This window comes from Alicyclobacillus macrosporangiidus CPP55 (assembly GCF_000702485.1).
GTDB classification, from domain to species: domain Bacteria; phylum Bacillota; class Bacilli; order Alicyclobacillales; family Alicyclobacillaceae; genus Alicyclobacillus_H; species Alicyclobacillus_H macrosporangiidus_B.
Genome location: NZ_JNIL01000001.1, coordinates 2780299 through 2795373 on the forward strand (window position 1 = coordinate 2780299; position 15075 = coordinate 2795373).

Here is a 15075-nt window from a genome sequence, read left to right on the forward strand (position 1 = left end):
TGGGATTTGAAGACATCGCACGGCTTCTGCAGGCGGGGGCCGTGTTCACCGAGGAGGCCATGAACATGCCACTGGTCCGGATGACGGACGTGTACGGGCGGGCCCAGCGGGAGGGCTGGGCGGTGGTGGGATTTGCCGCGTACAACCTGGAGACCGTGCAGGCTTTGGTGCAGACCGCGGATCGCCTCGGCGCGCCGGTGCTGGTGCAGACGACGCCGAGCAACATCGACAACGCGGGCATCCACCTGTTGTCGGCACTCGTCCGCGCGGCGGCGGAGCGGGTGTCGGTGCCGGTGGGGCTGCACCTGGATCACGGCGATAGCGTCGACCGGGTCCGCCAATGCTTGGAATACGGGTACACGTCGGTGATGATCGACGGATCGCACCTGCCGTACGAGGAGAACGTGGCGTTGACCCGCGAGGCGGTGAGGTTGGCGCATGCGCGCGGCGTACCGGTGGAGGCGGAGCTGGGCCATGTCGGCGGTGTGGAGGATGACATGGCGGAAGCCGAGGCGGCCTACACGGACCCGGACCTGGCGGCCGACTTCGTCGCGAAGACGGGCGTCGACGCCCTGGCGGTGGCCATCGGCACGGCGCACGGGCTGTACCGGGGGGAACCGAAACTCGACTTTGACCGGTTGCGGGCCATCCGCAAGCGGGTGTCGATCCCGCTGGTCCTCCACGGGGCGTCCGGCGTCCCCGACGCGGCCATCCGGCGCGCCATCGCGGAGGGGATTGTGAAGATCAACATCGCGACCGAATTGAAGATCCCGTTTGCGGCGGCGCTGCGGACGTACCTCACGGAGCATCCGGAGGACTCGGACCCGCGCCGGTACTTCAAGCCCGCGCAGTCGGCGTATGCGGCGGTGGTGGCGGACAAAATCCGATTGGCAGGCGCGGAGGGCCGCTATGCCGGCGCGTGAAGGTGGCAGGGGGCCGGCGGGGGCGGCCGCGGCGGGAGCCGGGGCCCTGCGGGTGCTGACGGTGACGCCGAATCCCGCGATCGACAAGACCTATTGGCTGGAACGCGTCTGCCTGGGGGAGACGCTGCGCGTGAGGCGCGTGGCCGCCCGGGCGGGGGGCAAGGGACTGAACGTGCTCCGGGTGCTCGCGGCCCTGGGCGTGTCTTCCGAGGCGACGGGCTTTGTCGGCGGTCACGCGGGCGCCTGGATCCGGGCGGCGCTCGATGCGGATGGCCTGGCGCACGACTTTCTCCAGTTGGAGGAAGAGACCCGCTCGACCGTCACCCTGGTGGAGGCGGACGGGCGGGTGACGGAGCTGTTGGAACCGGGGCCGCCGGTGGGGGGGCGGGAGGCCGAGGCGTTCCTCGCGCACCTGGACCGTCTGGCGGCACGCGCCGCTTTTGTGACGATGAGCGGTTCCCTGCCACCGGGGCTCGATCCCGCGTACTACGCCGAAATGGTCCGGGTGGTGCAGGCGTCGGGGGCCCGGGCGTGCGTCGACACCAGCGGTGCGGCTTTGGCGGCTGCGGTGCCTGCCCGGCCGTTCCTGGTGAAGATCAATCACCATGAGCTGCGCCAGTGGATGCAGACACAGGGACAGGCGGCGCCGGACGATGCGGGTGAGCCGGTGCCGCGGTGGGTGATCGATGGGGCCCGTGCGTTGGTGGAGGCGGGCGCAGAGGTGGCGGTGGTCACCTGCGGAGCCCAGGGCAGCTGTCTGGCCACCCGAGCGGAGGGCTGGTACGCCCGGCCGTTGGCGTTGGCGCCGAAGCACGCGGGCGGGGTCAACCCGGTGGGCAGCGGGGACGCCTTTTTCGCAGGCCTCCTTGCAGGGTGGCACCGGTTCGGCGACTGGCCCGGGGCACTCCGCGTGGCGACCGCGGCGGGCGCGAGCAATGCCGAGCATCCGGTGGCGGGAACGGTGGACGCCGGTGACGTGTGGCGGCGCAGCGCGGAGGTGTACGTGGCGGGCGTGTGACGGGGGAGCGTGGCGTGCGGCGCGGACGAGTGGCGAAGGCGATGTTGCGGGTGGCGGTTCGTCCAGCCGGTGGCGAGGACACGCAGCAGGGGTTGGATTGAGATATACTGATATTGAAGATGGCTGCGAAAGGGTGGCGGAGAGCGTGCCGAAGCCCGAGCGGGATCGATCCACTCGTTACACGTACGCGGATTACGTCACATGGGAAGGGCCGGAACGGTGGGAGCTCGTCGACGGGGTGCCCTATCTCATGGCCAGTCCGTCGGCGCAGCACCAGCAGATCGTGCTCCAGCTGGGCGCCGAGCTCGCCATGCACCTGAGGGGGAAGGACTGCCGTGCGTTCATCGCCCCCATGGACCTGTGTTTCGAGGAGAGCGTGAAGACGCCGCACGTGGTGCAGCCGGACCTGTTTGTGATGTGCGGATCGTACAGGCAGGAACAGCGGATTGTGGGGGTGCCGGTGCTGGTCGTGGAGGTGCTCTCTCCGTCGACGGCGGCGCAGGATTTGATCCGGAAGCTGAACCTGTACCAGCGGATGAAGGTTCGGGAGTATTGGATCGTGGAACCGGATGAACGGATCGTGAATGTCTATCTGCACGACGGTACGGCGCTGAAGTGGACGGCGGAGTACCGGCCAGGGGACGCCGTGGCGCCGAGCATGTTCCCGGACCTGAGGATGGACGTGGAGACGATTTTTGCGTAAATTTAGGCTCTGTCAGGGACCCCCGTTGCCCTCATGGCATCGGGGGTTCCTCCGTCAAAACGCCTTCCACAGGTGATCCCGTCGGTCGCGTCAGACCACGTTCCGGCCGCGCAACAGCAGTTTCCAGCCAGACTCGCCCGAGGTGTGCAGGGCGAAGCGCCGGTACACCACGGCGCCGGCCCACACCAGCAGCCAGATGATCACGAGGCCGCCTGCGATGGAGAGGATCACCTGCCAGACGGGCACCTGGGTCAGGGCCACCCGCGCGAACATGGCGATGGGCATGCACAGCGGGATGAAGGAGATGATGGCGGCCCAGGTGCTGTCGGGCTTGAATACCGCCAACAGGCTGGCGTAGAAGACCACCACCAACAGCAGCGTGACGGGCGTCACCGCCAACTGCTGTTCCTCCGCGCGGTGCACCAACGATCCCCCAATGCTGAACATGGTTGCGTACATCAGGTAGCCGAGCAAGAAAAACAACGGGAACAAGGCCAACGTGGCAGGGGAGACATGTTCGACCGGGATCGCAGCGGCGGAACCCCGGATTTCCCGCGCCACGAGCACCCCCGCCATCCACAAAGTGTACTGCACCAGCGCCACCAGGGCGATCCCGATGACCTTCCCGAACAGAATCTGCCACGGTTTGATGGCAATCAGCATCATCTCGATGATGCGGTTCGACTTTTCCTCGACGACGCCCTGGACCACCCACGCTCCATACGCGATCACCGTCATGAACAACAGGATCACCATGGCGTAGACGAGCATCGTCGACTGAAGCCTTTGTTCAAATGAGGGATGATTCGGATTCCGCGCGTGGACGTCCACGGGCACCGGCCGGGAGAGGGCGGCCTGCGCCGCGGGCCCCAGCTGTTGGACGCGGGCGGACATCACCTGTTGCTGCACCCACCCCTCCACCTGCTGCAGCGTGCTGGGTTGAAGGGCGTCATTCTCTTCGATCACGAACGATGCGTCGGCCGCCTGTGGCCCCCGCACCACCACCACCGCCGAGGCTTTGCTGTCGCGGAAGTAGCTTGTGAGCGCTTCGTCGGAACCGGCGATCCGCCGGGCCACATCAACGGGGAGAAACTCCAGCGTGAAATCCGACGTGTCGCTCTGAGGCGGTGCGGAGCTGGCGGCCAACAACCGGTTGGGGTCCGCCACGGCAATGCGTTTCTGCGTGGAGTGCTCGATCCACTGCATGATGGTGGGCATGAAGGTCAGGGCGACCATCACCACAAGGCCGAACAGCGTCATGAACCAGTAGGCCTTGCGCGCCACCCGGGCCATGAACTCCCGTTCCACCATGATCCACAAGCCGTTCATGGACGTTCCCCCACCTTTTCAAGAAAGATGTCCTGGAGCGACGGGCGCACCAATTCGAAGTGCGTGACCCGGACCCCGCGTTGAACCAGGTTTCTCAGGAGTTCATCCGGATCGCAGTGCCGGACGGGGATGCTGATCCACCCGCGCTCGACGCGCACGTCGGCGCCGGAGGGCAGAAGGCGCCGGACGGCGTCGGGATCGGCTCCGATGCGCACCGTGTGAGGCGGCTGGGCGGCCAGAATATCTTCCACCCGGCCGGAGAGCACCAGCTCGGAACGGTGGATGATCCCCACCGCGTCGCTGAGGGCCTCGACGTGATCGAGCCGGTGGCTGGAGAAGATGATGGTCTTTCCGGCCTCGACCAGTTCCCGGAACACGCCCTTGAATAGCTCAGTGTTGACCGGATCGAGGCCGGTGAAGGGCTCGTCCAGGATGACCAGGTCGGGATTGTGAAGGATGGCGGCGATGAATTGGATCTTCTGCTGATTCCCTTTGGACAGCTGCCCCACCAACGCGTCCCGGTGCTGCGGGATGTCGAACCGTTCCAGCCATCGCAAGGCGGCCTGCCGGGCTTGGTCGCGGGAGAGGCCCTGCAGGCGGCCGAACAGCACCAGCTGCGGGAGCACCTTCATCTGTGGGTAAAGGCCGCGTTCTTCGGGCAGGTAGCCGAGGGTGCCAAGGCGATGGGTGTGCAGCGGACGGCCGTGCCACAGGATCTCGCCGCGATCGGGCCGGAGAATGTCGAGGATCATACGGATGGTGGTGGTCTTGCCGGCGCCGTTCAAGCCCAGCAGGCTGAAGACCTGGCCGCTCGGCACGACGAACGACAGATCGCGCACCACCGTCTTGTCGCCGAACGACTTGGAAACATTCCGGAGTTCGAGGGTCATCCATGGCCTCCTTCCGGGGAGCCGCGCCAGTCTGCGCGCGGTCACCGTGGTTTCGCCGCGGACGGGGATCGTCAGCCGCTTCCATCGTATCATGGGGTGGCAATGGGCTCCAGGAGGTACCATGGAAAAATTTTTTGAAGCGTCTTGGGATCCGCGCACCGGGCTGGCTCTGGTGCGAGCCGGGCAAACGGGCGGCACGGAGCTGGTGCGAACGCGCGACGGCGGGGCCACATGGGAGACGGTGCACACGGCCCTGGTGGTGGGGGGACCATGACCGCCGCGCCACTTGACACCGTAATCGATGTATAATCAGATAAATGATTCCTTTTCGGAAATGTTGGCTGTGGACGAGGTCGCTGGCATGTGGCGGTTTGGATGGGCCGCCAGCCGATTGAACTCCAGGCGTTCGGGAGGGACAGCGCATGCGATGGATGAGGTCGTGTTCGAGGAACAGTCAAGGGATTGTGTTGTTGGCAGGGGCTTTTTGGGTGGCCGTGATGCTGCTCGCTCACTGAACCGGGTCGGCTGCAACCGGCGCCGGGCGGGTGCCCGCGGGATGGATCCCGCGGGTGTTTTGATCCCAGGGGCACTCCGTTTCACATCTGGTCAGTCTCGCACGCCAAGGCGGGCATGGAGCTGTGTAGCGTTTTTCAAGGTCATTTCAATCTTTCCTCTCCATGATCCCAGTTGAGTGACGAGGTTGGATGTGGAGCGGGGGTGTGGCACATGTGGCTGTCCAGGAGAAGGGCGATCGCGGGTGTGGCGGTCCTGGCGGCTGTCAGTTTGGCGGGTTGTGGCACAGGCCAAGGGGCGGCACAGGGAGGCGCCGGATCCGGTGCGGCAGGGAACGCCAATGGACAGGTGGCTGCCCAAGGCCCCGGAAACTGGACCGGGGGCAACGGACTGAGAACCAACCGAGGCGGCTTCGCGGGTGGGTCCCCGTTTGAGGCCGTGAGTCAAGTTCTCGGCATCTCCAACACGGAGCTGATGAACGACCTGCGTGGCGGCCAATCCATCCTGGCCATCGCCCAGCAAAAGGGTTTGTCGGAGCAGTCGCTGATTTCCAAGCTGGAGGCGGCCTACAAAGCGCAATTGGACGAGCAGGTGAAGGCCGGACGCCTCTCCGCACAACGCGAGCAGCAGATGATCAATCGGTATGATCAGAATCTGCCTGCCATGGTCGAACGGAAGGGATTGCCGCAAGGCCGTACGTTTGGCGGGCGAGGTGGGCCCGGCGGCCAGGCGGGGAGTTCGAATGGAGCGGCCGGCACATCTAACACGAACACGTGACGGCGTTTCGATTGGAGGTGGCCTACGGTGAAGGGCTTGTTGTTGGGCATGCTGGCGGTGTCGGCGTGGGCAGGCGCATGGGGTGTCTCGGCAGGGACGAATCTGCCCGTGCCGATGCAACAGATTCAACAGATGGAGCAACAACTGCTGCAAGATTGGCGTAACCTCGTCTCGCTGGTGCAGTCTGGACAAGCCGATCCGGCGCAGGTGAACCAGGCCTTGCGTTCGATCTCGCGGCAGATGCAACAGATTCAGTCCGTCATGGACCAAGCGGAGGTGCGGCAGCACCATCTGCGTCACTTGCCGTCCGTCGCGGGCCAGGCTGGCGCAGGTCAGACAGCCCGGACCGCCCAGGCAGGGCAGGTGGAGATTGTGGGGGGAGACGCCCGCGTGCCAACATCCGCCGTGCGCGCGAGCGCCCAACTGGTGCAATCGCTGTCGACGGGCGTGGTCCACCAGGTGACGGGGGTGTCGTTGAAGCAAGCACAGGTGGTGCTGTTCTCGTCGCCGCAGACGTACGGCCGCGCGCTGGAGAAGGCGGGGGTGCCGGCCGGCGAGATCGACAGCATCGTCCAGGAGACGGGTGGACTGACGGTGGGTGAAACGGTCTGGATCCCGCTGTACAACGTGCGGAATGAGGCGGATTTGGCCAACGTCCTGACGCATGAGTTGACGCACGCGGCGCTCAATCAGGCGGGCATCGGGGACAGCCTGCCGACCTGGGTGAACGAGGGAACGGCCTGGTTGGCAGGGATGATGGCGGAACAACAGGTGAGCCCGCAGGCAGTCGCGCGCTTGGCTTCCGCTTCGGACGCGCAGTTGCGGCAGGCGGCCGCCAGCGGTGTGCTGCTGCCGTTGACGGCGTCGGAGTCGGATATCCTGCAGGCCTCGTACAACGTGGAGTGGGAAGACTACCGCGCCGTGCAGTCGCTCGTCGCGAAGTACGGCTTAGCGAAGTGGACGGCGTTCCTGCAGGGGATTCCGAGCCGCGGCGTCGCGGGAAGTTTCTCGCAGGTCTACGGGATCTCGCTGCAGGCGTATGAGCAGCAGTTTGTGAATGGGCTGGAGAGGGTGTGACCTCTCCGCTCATGCGATGGAAAATAACATGTGCGCCGCAATCACCAGGAGAATGAGTCCACTGAGGATGGTGCTGAACTCCCCGACGCTCCAACGTCCGATGCGGACGGCGGCGAGTTGTGCTCCGAGCTGGACGCCGGACCAGATGGCCAGATAGCTGAACACGGCGGCCAGGATGGAGATGGCCAGGGCGGGCACGTGCATCATGCCGGCCCCCAGGCCGTTGGTGAGCGCGTTGGCCGACAAGGCGATCCCCAAACCGGCGGCTTCCCACAGGCTGATCTCTCCGGACCGGTCCTTGTCGGCCTGCTCTGGGTGCGTCAAGTAACGGGAGATCCCGCCGCGCGCGGATGGCACGGTCTCTGCGTGTTGCGTCGACGGTCGGAGGCCGGGTGGCGTTGTGCCCGCGTCTTCGCGTCGTCCGCGACCGTGCTGGCGCCGCTGAGACATGGCCAACAGCACGATGCGCAAGCCGATGAACAGCACCAAGAGGGCGCCGACGATGGTGGACAGGGCGCCGGGCATGACACGCGTCAGGTACGTGCCGAAAGCGACACCGGTCATGCTGAAGGTGAAGGCGATGACGGCGATGAGCAGGTTCGCGGCTGCACCGATGCGGATCTGGTTGACCCCGTAGGAGATGCCCACCCCGAAATTGTCGAGGCTCGACGACACGGAAAACCCCAGAACCAGAAGCACTTGACGAAAATTCATGGCGGAAATTCTCCTTTCGTCTTCGCCATGTGGTCCGGTGGATGACGGAGACATGCCCGCTCGCGTCACCGTGTGACTGAGATCCAGGATATTCGCTGGGGCCTGGGCGTGTGCGCTGCCAGAATTCTCTGGATTGACGTGTCAACCGGCGTCTATTTATATTGAAATCAGTGTCCGTTTTGAAGGAATCTTGCCGCGACGCAGCAAATCTCAGATCTATCTGCAAGCCATCATTCCAAAAGGGGAAAAGAGGTTGACACAAATGAAGCGAACTACACGCTGGGGGGTCTCTTTGTGTGTGCTTGCGCTGATGGCGGTGGCCGGGTGCGGGACGAGCACGGCGCCGGCGAGCAATGCGGGCGGCACCAGCACGGGCAACACGGCCGCGGGAAATGCGACCGGCAGCACGGGGGCGGGGAGCGACAACCAGGATAAGACGACCGCTATCGGGATCAATGCGATGGTCGATCCGAACGCTCAACCGGGCGACGGCAAGATTGTCGTCGGGGTGGACAACACGTACCCGCCAATGGAGTACATGGACCCGAAGGATCCGACGAAGCTGGTCGGCTTTGATGTCGATCTCGGTGACGCACTGGGACAAGTCCTCCACAAGCAGGTCATCTGGAAGCCCACGGCCTGGGACGGCATCCAGACGGGCCTTCTCAGCAAGAAGTACGACGTCATCATCTCCTCCATGAACGACACACCGGATCGCCGGCAGAAGATTGACTTCATCGACTACATGAACTTCGGACAAGCCATCGTGGTCAAAAAGGGCAAGCAGGGCAACATTCAAACCATCAACGACCTCAAGGGCAAGAACGTCGGGGTGGAGATCTCGACGACCAGCGAGGACGCCCTGAAGAAAGAGGGCGGCGTGAACATCAAGGAGTACAACTCGTTCCCGGACGCGTTCCAGGATTTGGCCAATGATCGCCTGGATGCGGCGGTGGTGGACGAGGTGGTCGCGCGCTACTACATCAACCTCCAACCGGATAAGTATCAGATGGCGGGGCAGCCGTTTCAGTCCGAGCCGGTGGGCATCGGCATCCGCAAGGACGAGACCCAGCTGGAGAAGGACCTGAAGGACGCTCTCGACAAGATTAAGGCGGACGGCACCTACGACAAGATTTACACCTATTGGTTCGGGAAACAGTAACGGCAGAGGAGCGGCTTCATGGATTTTGCCACGTTTGCGGTACGGTTCCTGCCCTTCTTCGCGAAAGGGGCACTCATCACCATCGAGGTCACGCTCTGCGGGCTGTTGCTCGGTTTGGTGCTCGGCGTGATCGCGGCGTTGATGAACATCTCCACCATCGGGGTGCTGCGGGCCATTGGCCGGCTGTACACGTGGGCCATCCGCGGCACTCCGCTGCTGGTCCAGATCTTCATCATCTACGCGGGGCTACCGCAGGTGGGGATCCAACTGACGGCGTTCGTGTCCGGCGTGATTGCGCTCGGCATCAACTCGGGGGCGTACATCGCGGAGATTGTGCGGGCGGGCATCCTGTCGATTGACCCGGGCCAGATGGAAGCGGCGGAGTCCCTCGGTATGACCTATGGCCTGGCGATGCGCCGGATCATCTTCCCGCAGGCGTACCGGCGCCTGCTGCCGCCCATCGTCAACGAGTTCGTGGCGCTCCTGAAGGATTCGTCATTGGTCTCCGTGATGGCGCTTACAGAGCTGATGCGGGTCGGACAGCAGGTCAGCTCGGCGACGCTGATGCCGATGCAGACGTACGTCATGGTGGCGCTGTTCTATCTGTTGATGACGACGGTGATTGTGTTCATCTCGAGCCGCATCGAACGGCGATTGGAGGCGCGCAGCTGATGCTGGACAGGAACCCGGTGGATTCCATTGTGCTGCGGGCGCGCGGGATCCAGAAGTCGTTCGGATCGAACGAAGTGCTCAAGGGCATCGACGTCGAAGTCCGCCAGGGCGAGGTGGTGGCCATCATCGGGCCGAGCGGATCGGGCAAGTCAACCCTGCTCCGCTGCTTCAACGGCTTGGAGACACCGACCTCGGGCACGGTGGAGGTGCTGGGGGAGCCGCTCAGCCGCAGGAAGCGGGAACTAGCGAAGCAGCGCGAGCGGTTGGGGATGGTGTTCCAGCGGTTCAACCTGTTCCCGCACCTGACGGCCCTGGAGAACATCATTGAGGCGCCGGTCCACGTGAAGGGCATGGACAAGGCGTCGGCGACGGCGCTGGCCCGCGAATTGCTGGCGAAAATCGGCCTCAGCGACAAGGCGGACGCCTATCCGTCGAAGCTCTCCGGTGGCCAGCAACAGCGGGTGGCCATCGCGCGCGCCCTGGCGATGCAGCCGGCGGTGCTGCTGCTGGACGAGCCGACGTCGGCGCTCGATCCGGAGCTGGTCGGCGAGGTCCTGCAGGTGATTCAGCAGTTGGCCCAGGAGGGCATGACGATGGTCCTGGTCACCCACGAGATGGCGTTCGCGCGCCGCGTCGCGGATCGGGTGATCTTCATGGCGGACGGGCGCATCGTCGAGGAGGGCCCGCCGGAGCAGCTGTTCGAGCGGCCGCAGTCGGATCGCACGCGCCAGTTCCTGCGCGATGTGACGCGCCGGGAGGCGTGAGGCGGGCGGGAGCCGCCTGGCTCACCTGTCAACCTACCCTTGCATTCCTTGTACTAGAAGGGCTATCATAGCCATACACTGGTGTTGTACCAGCCGAACAAGTTCATACGTCCCGGAAAAGGTGTCCACCCACGGGTGGGCTTAAAAGGGAAACCGGTGCAAATCCGGTGCGGTCCCGCCACTGTGAAGGGGAGCCGCGGCGCGTATCCACTGAGTCGACGACTTGGGAAGGGCGCCGTGGGCGTTGAACCTGAGCCAGGAGACCTGCCTTTTCTGAGAACACCGCTGAACCTACGGTCGATAGGGAGGTGTTGCGCGCGATTGCGTCGTCGTGCAGTGCAATCGTCAGGCACCTTTCGGATTCCGAGGGGTGCCTTTTTTGCTGGCCAAACCGGGTTTCAAATCGGGAGGTGTACATCGTGTCGGAGAGGGTGTTGTTGATCGGCCACGGCAGCCGCGACGACGAGGGCGACCGCGCCTTCCTCGCGTTCGCAAGGCGCGTCCAGGCCGCGTATCCCAAGCGTCGCCTGGAGCCCTGCTTTCTCGAGCTGGCAGAACCGGACGTGCCAACCGGCTTGGCCGCCTGTGTGGAAGCGGGGGCGAGCCGGGTGATCGCGCTGCCGCTCATCCTGCTCGCAGCGTCGCACGTAAAATTGGAAATTCCTGAATTGCTCGACCATGCGCGTCTGCGGCACCCTGGCCTGTCCATCGACTACGGGCGGAACATCGGCATGCACGAGCGGGTGCTCGACCTGTTGGTGGACCAGTACCAGGCCGCCGCCCGGGTGGCTGGGGCCCCGGCCAACCCGGCCGCTCCGGCCGGCCCCGCCGCCTCCATCGGCACAGGCGACCGAGCCGAAGGAGCGCGGGAGGCCGCCGCAGGCACCGCCATCGTCCTGATGGGCCGCGGCAGCAGCGATCCGGACGCCAACGGCGACCTGTACAAGATGGCGCGGATGCTGTGGGAGCGCACGGGTGTCGCGACGGTGGAGGTGTGCTTCAGCGGCATCACCGGCCCGCGCCTGCCGGAGGGGGTGCGGCGGGCCGTGCGCCTGGGGGCAGCGCGGGTGGTGGTGGTCCCGTACTTCCTCTTCACCGGCGTGCTGCTCAAGCGCATGGCGCGGCTGTTGGGTGACCTGCAGGCCGAGCACCCCCGCGTGCCCATGCGCATGGCCGGGCCGCTGGGAGAGCACCCAGGGTTGGTGGACATCGTGATCGATCGCGTCGAAGAAGCGGCCGAGGGCGCCGCGCACATGAACTGTGACTTCTGTGATTACCGCAGGCACGCCGTCCACGCCCACGGAGGTGGCGCATGAGCGGCAAGGTGTATCTGGTCGGCGCGGGGCCGGGCGATCCGGGGCTGCTCACGCTCAAAGGCCGCGCGTGCCTGGAGGCGGCCGACGTGGTTCTGTACGACCGGCTCGTGGCCCCCGAGGTCTTGGCGTTCGCGCGCCCCGGGGCCCAACGGATCTACGTCGGCAAGGAGGTGGAGGGTCGCGCCCCGGCCCTCGTCCCTGGCATCCCTGGTCTGCCAGCCGGCATTCCTGGCGCGGGCCCGAACCGCGCGCCGGCCCCCCCGGACGGCGGCGGGCGGCAGGCGGAGATCCACCGCCTGATGATCGCGCACGCGAAGGCCGGGCGGACGGTGGTCCGCCTGAAGGGGGGCGATCCGTTCGTCTTCGGCCGCGGCGGCGAGGAAACGGCGGTCCTGCGGCGGCACGGCATCCCCTTCGAAGTAGTCCCCGGCGTCAGCTCCGCCGTGGCGGTGCCCGCGTACGCGGGGATTCCGCTGACGTACCGCGGGGTGGCGAGTGGCTTTCACGTCGTCACCGGCCACGAGGCCCTGCACTCGGCCGGCGTGGCATGGGACGTGTTGGCCGCGTCGGCGCAGACGCTGGTCATCCTGATGGGTCTCGGGCACCTGGGCGCCATCGCCCAGCGGCTGATGGCCCACGGGCGGGGGGCGGAGACGCCGGTGGCCGTGATCGCGTCCGGGACGACGCCGCAGCAACAGACGGTCATCGCTCCGCTTTGTGAGATTGCGGACGCGGTCGATCGCGCGGGCATCCGGGCCCCGGCGGTGATTGTCGTGGGCGAGGTGGCGCGCCTGGCGGAGACATTGGCGTGGTTTGAGAGAGGAGGAACCCCATGGGCAGGATTCTGGTCGTCGGATTCGGGCCGGGCAGCGCCGATCACATGACCGCGCGGGCCCGGCAGGCCATCGTGGAGAGCGACGCCATCATCGGCTACAACACGTACGTCGACCTGGTGCGGGACCTCATCGAAGGCAAGGAGGTCGTCCGCACTGGCATGACCGAGGAGGTCAGCCGTGCGCAGGCGGCGGCCGACCTGGCGCAAGCCGGGCGGACCGTGGCCGTCATCTCCAGCGGAGACGCGGGGGTGTACGGCATGGCCGGCCTCGTGTACGAGGTGCTCATCGAGCGCGGCTGGCGGGAGGGGGACGATCCGGAAGTCGAGGTCATCCCCGGCATCTCCGCCATCCACTCCTGCGCCGCGCTGCTCGGCGCGCCCATCATGCACGACGCGTGCACCATCAGCCTGAGCGATCACCTCACGCCTTGGGAGGTCATCGCCCGCCGCATCGAGACGGCGGCCCAGGCGGACTTCGTGATCGCCCTGTACAACCCGCGCAGCGGGCGGCGCACGCAGCAGATCGTCGAGACGCAGCGCATCCTGCTTCAGTACCGCCACCCCGGGACGCCGGTCGGACTCGTCAAGAGCGCCTACCGGCCGCGTCAGGCGGTGGTGCGCACGACCCTGCAGGACATGCTCGATCACGACATCGGCATGCTCACCACCGTCATCATCGGCAACTCCACCACGTTCTACCACGGCGGCCTGATGATCACCCCGCGCGGCTACCAGCGCAAGTACGACCTGGACGCCGCCGAGCAGCGGCTGCGCCCGGGCGAGCGGCTGCGGCCGGAGAACGAGCCGTGGGCGCTGCACGGGGGGTGCGGGCGGTGATCTTCTTCCTCGCCGGCACCAGCGATGCGCGCGACCTGGCGATCGCGCTGCAGGGCGAAGGCTTCCCCCTCCTGTGCAGCGTCGTCACCGACAGCGCCGCGGAGAGTCTGCGTGCCGCAGGGCTTCAGGCCCGGGTGGGGCGGCTCGATCCCGCCGGCATGCAGGCCGCCCTGCGGCAGACGGGGGCGCGCATCCTGGTGGACGCCAGTCACCCGTTCGCCGAGGAGGCGCACCGCACGGCGATGGCGGCCGCCGCGGCGGTGGGGATCCCGTACGTGCGCTTCGAGCGGGCGGAGAAATCTTTCGAGGGTCACCCCGGGATCACGGTGGTGGACGACTACGAGGCGGCCGCCGACCTGGCGTTCGCAAAGAAGGGGAGCGTGTTCCTCGCGACGGGCGGCAAGACGTTGGCGCTGTTCGCCCGGCGGCTGTACGGCCAGCCCGGGATTCGGATGGTGGTGCGGCTGTTACCGCGGATCGACAACATGAAACAGTGCGAGCAGCTCGGCATCGCGCACCGGGACATCGTGGCCATGCTGGGGCCCTTTTCCTACGAGCTGAACCAGGCCCTGTTCCGGCACTTCGAAACGACCCTGATGATCACCAAGGAGAGCGGCGACGCGGGCGCGGTGGACGAGAAGGTGCAGGCGGCCGTGGACATGGGCATCGAGGTGGTGGTCATCGGGCGGCCGCGGCTCGACTACGGGGTGCGGTTCAGCACGGCGGAGGAGATCGTGCGGGAGGTGAGGCGGCTGTGGATGGAATGAAGCAGGGCCCGGCACCAGTGCAGGGCGGGCAGGTGCAGGGCCCGGTACAAGTGCCGGGCCCGGCGCTGTCCGCCCTCGGCCGGCCAGCCATCGTGCGGCCGGAGGCGATTGAGCAGCGGAGTTTCGAGATCATCGCGGAGGAGCTGGGGCCGCACCCGTTCACGGCCGAGCAGTTCCCGGTGGTCCAGCGGGTGATCCACGCGTCGGCCGATTTCGAGCTGGGGCGCAGTCTGGTATTCCACCCGGATGCGGTACAGGCGGGCATCCGGGCGATTCACGCCGGCCGGCCCATCGTGTGCGACGTGCAGATGGTGCAGGCGGGCATCAGCAAGCCCCGGCTGGCCCGGTTCGGGTGCGACGTGCGCGTGTACATCTCCGATCCGGACGTCGCCGAGGCGGCCCGCCGCGAGGGCGTGACGCGGGCCATCATGGCGGTGCGCAAGGCGGTGCGCGAGTCGCCGGGGGCCATCTTCGCCATCGGCAATGCCCCCACCGCCCTGCTGGAGCTGATCCGCCTGGTGCGCGCCGGCGAGGCGGAGCCCGGGCTGATCATCGGGGTACCGGTCGGTATCGTGTCCGCCGCCGAGTCGAAGACGGAGCTGATGCAGCTGGACGCGCCGTTCATCACCAATCACGGCCGCAAGGGCGGCAGCCCGGTGGCGGTGGCGGCGGTCAACGCGATCGCCCTCCTGGCCGAGCAGGCGGCCGCCGGCCCGCCGGGTCGGGACGCGTCGCCCGAATGGGACGCGCGGTCCAAGGGGTGATCCGGCGTGGGCGA

Annotated in this window: 16 protein-coding genes, 1 pseudogene and 1 riboswitch; of the genes and pseudogenes, 14 read left to right on the forward strand and 3 right to left on the reverse strand. The window is 66.4% G+C overall.

The features are described from left to right. Window positions 1-65 precede the first annotated feature (65 nt). From N687_RS0113885 to N687_RS0113900, 3 genes are all read left to right on the forward strand, one after another. Window positions 66-923, forward strand: a complete 858-nt coding sequence (locus N687_RS0113885) for a class II fructose-bisphosphate aldolase (protein WP_029422422.1) — start codon at window positions 66-68, stop codon at window positions 921-923. Next, window positions 910-1941: a 1-phosphofructokinase family hexose kinase gene (locus N687_RS0113890; RefSeq protein WP_051663256.1), complete on the forward strand. Its 1032-nt coding sequence runs from the start codon at window positions 910-912 to the stop codon at window positions 1939-1941. Before N687_RS0113885 ends, N687_RS0113890 begins: the two co-directional genes overlap by 14 nt. A 97-nt stretch (window positions 1942-2038) precedes the next feature. Continuing rightward, window positions 2039-2644 carry a Uma2 family endonuclease gene (locus tag N687_RS0113900; protein WP_197029289.1) on the forward strand — a complete coding sequence of 202 codons (606 nt, stop codon included), beginning with the start codon at window positions 2039-2041 and terminating at the stop codon, window positions 2642-2644. Between the two features lie 90 nt (window positions 2645-2734). Here the strand turns inward: N687_RS0113900 and N687_RS0113905 are convergent, their stop codons facing one another. Together N687_RS0113905 and N687_RS0113910 are read right to left on the reverse strand one after the other, a co-directional pair. Next, a complete protein-coding gene (locus tag N687_RS0113905) occupies window positions 2735-3973 on the reverse strand; it encodes an ABC transporter permease (protein ID WP_029422425.1) in 1239 nt (412 codons plus the stop codon). Further along, window positions 3970-4863, reverse strand: a complete 894-nt coding sequence (locus tag N687_RS0113910) for an ABC transporter ATP-binding protein (RefSeq protein WP_029422426.1) — start codon at window positions 4861-4863, stop codon at window positions 3970-3972. The genes N687_RS0113905 and N687_RS0113910 overlap by 4 nt, the downstream gene beginning before the upstream one ends. A 121-nt stretch (window positions 4864-4984) precedes the next feature. On the opposite strand from N687_RS0113910, the gene N687_RS23985 reads away from it, so the two are divergent. The 3 genes from N687_RS23985 (at window position 4985) to N687_RS0113925 (ending at window position 7230) form a co-directional block, all read left to right on the forward strand. After that, window positions 4985-5137, forward strand: coding sequence for a hypothetical protein (locus N687_RS23985; protein WP_156040157.1), 153 nt, complete (start codon window positions 4985-4987; stop codon window positions 5135-5137). A gap of 452 nt (window positions 5138-5589) precedes the next feature. Next, on the forward strand, window positions 5590-6153 hold the full coding sequence (locus tag N687_RS0113920; protein WP_156040158.1) for a hypothetical protein: 564 nt from the start codon (window positions 5590-5592) through the stop codon (window positions 6151-6153). 27 nt (window positions 6154-6180) lie between these two features. Beyond that, window positions 6181-7230, forward strand: a complete 1050-nt coding sequence (locus N687_RS0113925) for a hypothetical protein (protein ID WP_029422428.1) — start codon at window positions 6181-6183, stop codon at window positions 7228-7230. Window positions 7231-7239: 9 nt separating this feature from the next. Here the strand turns inward: N687_RS0113925 and ytaF are convergent, their stop codons facing one another. Continuing rightward, window positions 7240-7944 carry a sporulation membrane protein YtaF gene (gene ytaF / locus N687_RS0113930; protein ID WP_029422429.1) on the reverse strand — a complete coding sequence of 235 codons (705 nt, stop codon included), beginning with the start codon at window positions 7942-7944 and terminating at the stop codon, window positions 7240-7242. 262 nt (window positions 7945-8206) lie between these two features. Between ytaF and N687_RS21240 the strand changes: the two genes are divergently transcribed. The 8 genes and pseudogenes from N687_RS21240 (at window position 8207) to N687_RS0113970 (ending at window position 15061) form a co-directional block, all read left to right on the forward strand. Continuing rightward, the gene (locus N687_RS21240; RefSeq protein WP_081841407.1) at window positions 8207-9106 is read left to right on the forward strand and encodes a substrate-binding periplasmic protein; all 900 of its coding nucleotides are present in this window, start codon (window positions 8207-8209) and stop codon (window positions 9104-9106) included. Window positions 9107-9124: 18 nt separating this feature from the next. After that, entirely contained in the window at window positions 9125-9778 is a 654-nt protein-coding gene (locus N687_RS0113940) for an amino acid ABC transporter permease (protein WP_029422431.1), read from the forward strand. 29 nt (window positions 9779-9807) lie between these two features. Then, entirely contained in the window at window positions 9808-10542 is a 735-nt protein-coding gene (locus N687_RS0113945; RefSeq protein ID WP_029422432.1) for an amino acid ABC transporter ATP-binding protein, read from the forward strand. 102 nt (window positions 10543-10644) lie between these two features. After that, a riboswitch (cobalamin riboswitch) is annotated at window positions 10645-10829 on the forward strand. Between the two features lie 132 nt (window positions 10830-10961). Further along, window positions 10962-11858, forward strand: coding sequence for a sirohydrochlorin chelatase (locus N687_RS23990; protein ID WP_051663259.1), 897 nt, complete (start codon window positions 10962-10964; stop codon window positions 11856-11858). Further along, entirely contained in the window at window positions 11855-12742 is an 888-nt protein-coding gene (cobA, locus tag N687_RS0113955; RefSeq protein ID WP_081841408.1) for a uroporphyrinogen-III C-methyltransferase, read from the forward strand. Before N687_RS23990 ends, cobA begins: the two co-directional genes overlap by 4 nt. Continuing rightward, window positions 12691-13509: pseudogene (gene cobJ, locus N687_RS0113960) on the forward strand (precorrin-3B C(17)-methyltransferase); the annotation flags it as partial. The gene cobA and the pseudogene cobJ, both read left to right, overlap by 52 nt. After that, window positions 13500-14297, forward strand: a complete 798-nt coding sequence (gene cobK, locus N687_RS0113965) for a precorrin-6A reductase (RefSeq protein ID WP_419670135.1) — start codon at window positions 13500-13502, stop codon at window positions 14295-14297. The pseudogene cobJ and the gene cobK, both read left to right, overlap by 10 nt. Then, window positions 14285-15061, forward strand: coding sequence for a precorrin-8X methylmutase (locus N687_RS0113970; protein ID WP_231493485.1), 777 nt, complete (start codon window positions 14285-14287; stop codon window positions 15059-15061). The genes cobK and N687_RS0113970 overlap by 13 nt, the downstream gene beginning before the upstream one ends. The last annotated feature ends 14 nt before the right edge of the window (window positions 15062-15075 follow it).

Coding starts and splice junctions, on each gene's coding strand:
- N687_RS0113885 (WP_029422422.1), top strand. CDS start 66: ATGCCACTGGTCCGGATGACGGACGTGTACGGGCGGGCCCAGCGGGAG.
- N687_RS0113890 (WP_051663256.1), top strand. CDS start 910: ATGCCGGCGCGTGAAGGTGGCAGGGGGCCGGCGGGGGCGGCCGCGGCG.
- N687_RS0113905 (WP_029422425.1), bottom strand. CDS start 3,973: ATGAACGGCTTGTGGATCATGGTGGAACGGGAGTTCATGGCCCGGGTG.
- N687_RS0113910 (WP_029422426.1), bottom strand. CDS start 4,863: ATGACCCTCGAACTCCGGAATGTTTCCAAGTCGTTCGGCGACAAGACG.
- N687_RS23985 (WP_156040157.1), top strand. CDS start 4,985: ATGGAAAAATTTTTTGAAGCGTCTTGGGATCCGCGCACCGGGCTGGCT.
- N687_RS0113920 (WP_156040158.1), top strand. CDS start 5,590: ATGTGGCTGTCCAGGAGAAGGGCGATCGCGGGTGTGGCGGTCCTGGCG.
- ytaF (WP_029422429.1), bottom strand. CDS start 7,944: ATGAATTTTCGTCAAGTGCTTCTGGTTCTGGGGTTTTCCGTGTCGTCG.
- N687_RS21240 (WP_081841407.1), top strand. CDS start 8,207: ATGAAGCGAACTACACGCTGGGGGGTCTCTTTGTGTGTGCTTGCGCTG.
- N687_RS0113940 (WP_029422431.1), top strand. CDS start 9,125: ATGGATTTTGCCACGTTTGCGGTACGGTTCCTGCCCTTCTTCGCGAAA.
- cobA (WP_081841408.1), top strand. CDS start 11,855: ATGAGCGGCAAGGTGTATCTGGTCGGCGCGGGGCCGGGCGATCCGGGG.